Consider the following 2,636-nt stretch of genomic DNA (forward strand, 5'->3'; position numbering starts at 1 on the left):
GCCGTGGCCGACCTCTGCCTGGAAGAGATGACGCCCGATGCCTTTTGCTCGGCGTTGGTGGACAATTGTCTACAAAGGGGGCTGACCATCAAAGAAGGCGGCGCGCTGTACGATATTGTCAGCGGGTTACAATCCGGCGTGACCAACGTGGCCAATGCTTTATTGGCGTTGAAGCAGTTGGTCTTTGAGGAGAAAAAATTGACTGCGCCGGAGGTGATGGCGGCCCTCACTGCCAATTTTGAAAATAAAGGCGGCGAGGTTATCCGCCAACGCTTGCTGCGCGCGCCCAAATACGGCAACGATATTGATGAGGTTGACCAACTGGCCGGGCGGGTGATGCAGGATTACCAGCAAGAGATGGTCAAATACCACCACTCCCGTTACGGGCGGGGGCCGATTGGCGGGGGTTACGCCGGTTCCACCAGCAATATTTCGGCCAACGTGCCGCTGGGGTCCAAAATTGGGGCCACGCCAGATGGCCGCCAGGCGGGCGAACCGATTGCCGAAGGCGTATCGGCGGCGCACGGCACGGATACCGGCGGGCCAACGGCCATCATGCGCTCGGTGGGCAAATTGCCAACCATTAAGATGTTGGCCCAACTGCTCAATCTACGTCTCTCGCCAGCGGCTCTGGCCACGGAAGCCGGACTCAAACAATTGGTCACCTTACTCAAGGGCTTCCGCAATTTAAAGGTGTGGCACGTGCAATTCAATACGGTGGATACCGCCACCCTGCTGGCCGCGCAAAAAAATCCCGCACAGTACCGGGATTTGGTGGTGCGCGTGGCCGGCTACAGCGCCCTGTTTGTCACGCTGGACAAAGCCACGCAGGATGATATTATTAAGCGGACGGTGCATGAGCTAAGTTGAGCAGGTTTTATGCATTTAAATCCTTTGCCATGACCCAATCAGAAAGTACATATTCTCTTTTAGCTCTCTGCGCCAGAGCGCAGGGACACCCCATCCAATACGAACAACTCAAACAACAAGCCCCGGCCCTGACCGATTCAGAATGGGCTGCCCTGCCCGCCCAGGCCGAAAGTCACGGCCTGGCCCCGCTTTTTTATGCCCACCTGCCGGCCGCCGGCGTGCCCATGCCTGCCGCCGCGCGGCAGCAGTTGCAGGGCCGGGCCATGCAGCACAGCCATGCCAATCGAGTGAGAGCAAAGGCGCTGGCCGAAGTGCTGGCCGCCTTTCAAGCCGCCGGAATTGACGCGCTGGTCCTTAAAGGGATGGCCCTGGCCCACCTGGTTTACCCCGAACCGGGTTTGCGCGTTATGCGCGATGTGGATGTGCTGGTCAGCCGCTCGCAGGCGCGGCAGGCCCAGGCCCTGCTGGCCGAAATGGGTTTCAACGCCCCGCCGCCCGGCCACAACCTGCCCGCCAAACACCTGGCCGTGGCTCAACGCCAGGTTGAGGGCTTGCTGGTCAGCCTTGAACTACACCACAACCTTTACACCGAAGGAACCTCAACCACCGAGTTAGAAGCCCTGCGCCCGGCGGCCATCCCCTTTACCCTTGAAAACGTAACGGCTTATACCCTGGGGCATGAAGAGATGCTGGCCCATCTCTACCGGCATCTGAGGGTAAGCATGCATATCCTGCCCGGGCTCGATGTTTTGCGCCTGATCTGGATTGCCGACCTGGTCAGCCTGGCCGAAGGCTGCGCCAAACAAATTGACTGGGAGCGGGTGGCCCCTCAGACCCGCTACGCCCTGGCCGCGTGCCACTGGCTGACCCCGCTTTCCGGGGAATTGCTGCAAACAGCGTCCCTCAACCCCGGCCGGCCGCCGCAGGGGGCCGGCCAACAATTTCAGGGCTGGCCCCGCCATACGCTGGCCGAGCAGCGACACAAAAGTTATGGGGGCATTGTGCGCGATAGCTTTTTCCCTCCTGAGTGGTGGCTGCGTTTTTACTACGGCCTGCCCCCCGGCCCGGCCTGTTGGTGGGGCCGCTGGGCGCGCCACCCCCTGCATATTTTGGGGTGGGTGGGGCGTTACTGCCGGCGCCGGGTCAAACATTAAAATCCCGCGTTGTTGAAGTGATATAACCGATTATGTTTAGAGGTAGATTAGGCTACCTCTCTTCGGCGGGGAAATTCTTTAATCGTTTCCATATTTTGCTAAAAATGCTTCAGCGTCTAAACATTGAAACTTATTTTGCTTGGCCGCTGCTTCTTTCAATAACTCGTGGTTAGCTGAAATCAAATAGTCAGTCTTACCTCGCAGGGCAGTCAAGTAAATGCCAATATCTTCACGAGGAATATCCGAAATTGTCTCCACTTCCGTCATTTCTTCTGAGGTGATATAGACATACTCTACCTGGAGGGTTGACCAGATATAGTGCAATAATAATCCGACCCAATCACTACTTTGTAACCGTTTGCCCACCCGCCGGATTTGTTGTTCTAAATCATTGGAGAAAATCACGATGAATTTGGGGCCGGTTTCCAACAAGGTCAGTAGTTTAGCTTCCGGGCTGTCAGGATCAAGAAAGCCGATGATAAAAACATTGGTATCAAGCAATAAGCGCAGCACAAATGCCGTCATTATTTTGACAATGTTAGATTATTATGTCAAGTAAAAAAACAGAATAGAAAAATGGACAAAAAAGATAAAAGCCGGTAAAAAACAGAC

3 protein-coding genes are annotated in these 2,636 nt (G+C 55.9%); 2 read left to right on the plus strand and 1 reads right to left on the minus strand.

Features of this window, described 5'->3' with window-relative positions:
- A partial coding sequence (locus tag JW953_07635) for a formate C-acetyltransferase/glycerol dehydratase family glycyl radical enzyme (GenBank protein ID MBN1992563.1) occupies nucleotides 1-870 on the plus strand: 870 nt, incomplete at its 5' end.
- A gap of 29 nt (nucleotides 871-899) precedes the next feature.
- Complete coding sequence (locus tag JW953_07640) at nucleotides 900-2,024, plus strand: nucleotidyltransferase family protein (GenBank protein MBN1992564.1); 1,125 nt, start codon at nucleotides 900-902, stop codon at nucleotides 2,022-2,024.
- A gap of 78 nt (nucleotides 2,025-2,102) precedes the next feature.
- Here the strand turns inward: JW953_07640 and JW953_07645 are convergent, their stop codons facing one another.
- On the minus strand, nucleotides 2,103-2,549 hold the full coding sequence (locus JW953_07645) for a hypothetical protein (GenBank protein ID MBN1992565.1): 447 nt from the start codon (nucleotides 2,547-2,549) through the stop codon (nucleotides 2,103-2,105).
- Nucleotides 2,550-2,636: the final 87 nt, after the last annotated feature.

The organism is Anaerolineae bacterium (genome assembly GCA_016931895.1).
GTDB lineage: Bacteria > Chloroflexota > Anaerolineae > 4572-78 > J111 > JAFGNV01.

Coding starts and splice junctions, on each gene's coding strand:
- JW953_07640 (MBN1992564.1), top strand. CDS start 900: ATGACCCAATCAGAAAGTACATATTCTCTTTTAGCTCTCTGCGCCAGA.
- JW953_07645 (MBN1992565.1), bottom strand. CDS start 2,549: ATGACGGCATTTGTGCTGCGCTTATTGCTTGATACCAATGTTTTTATC.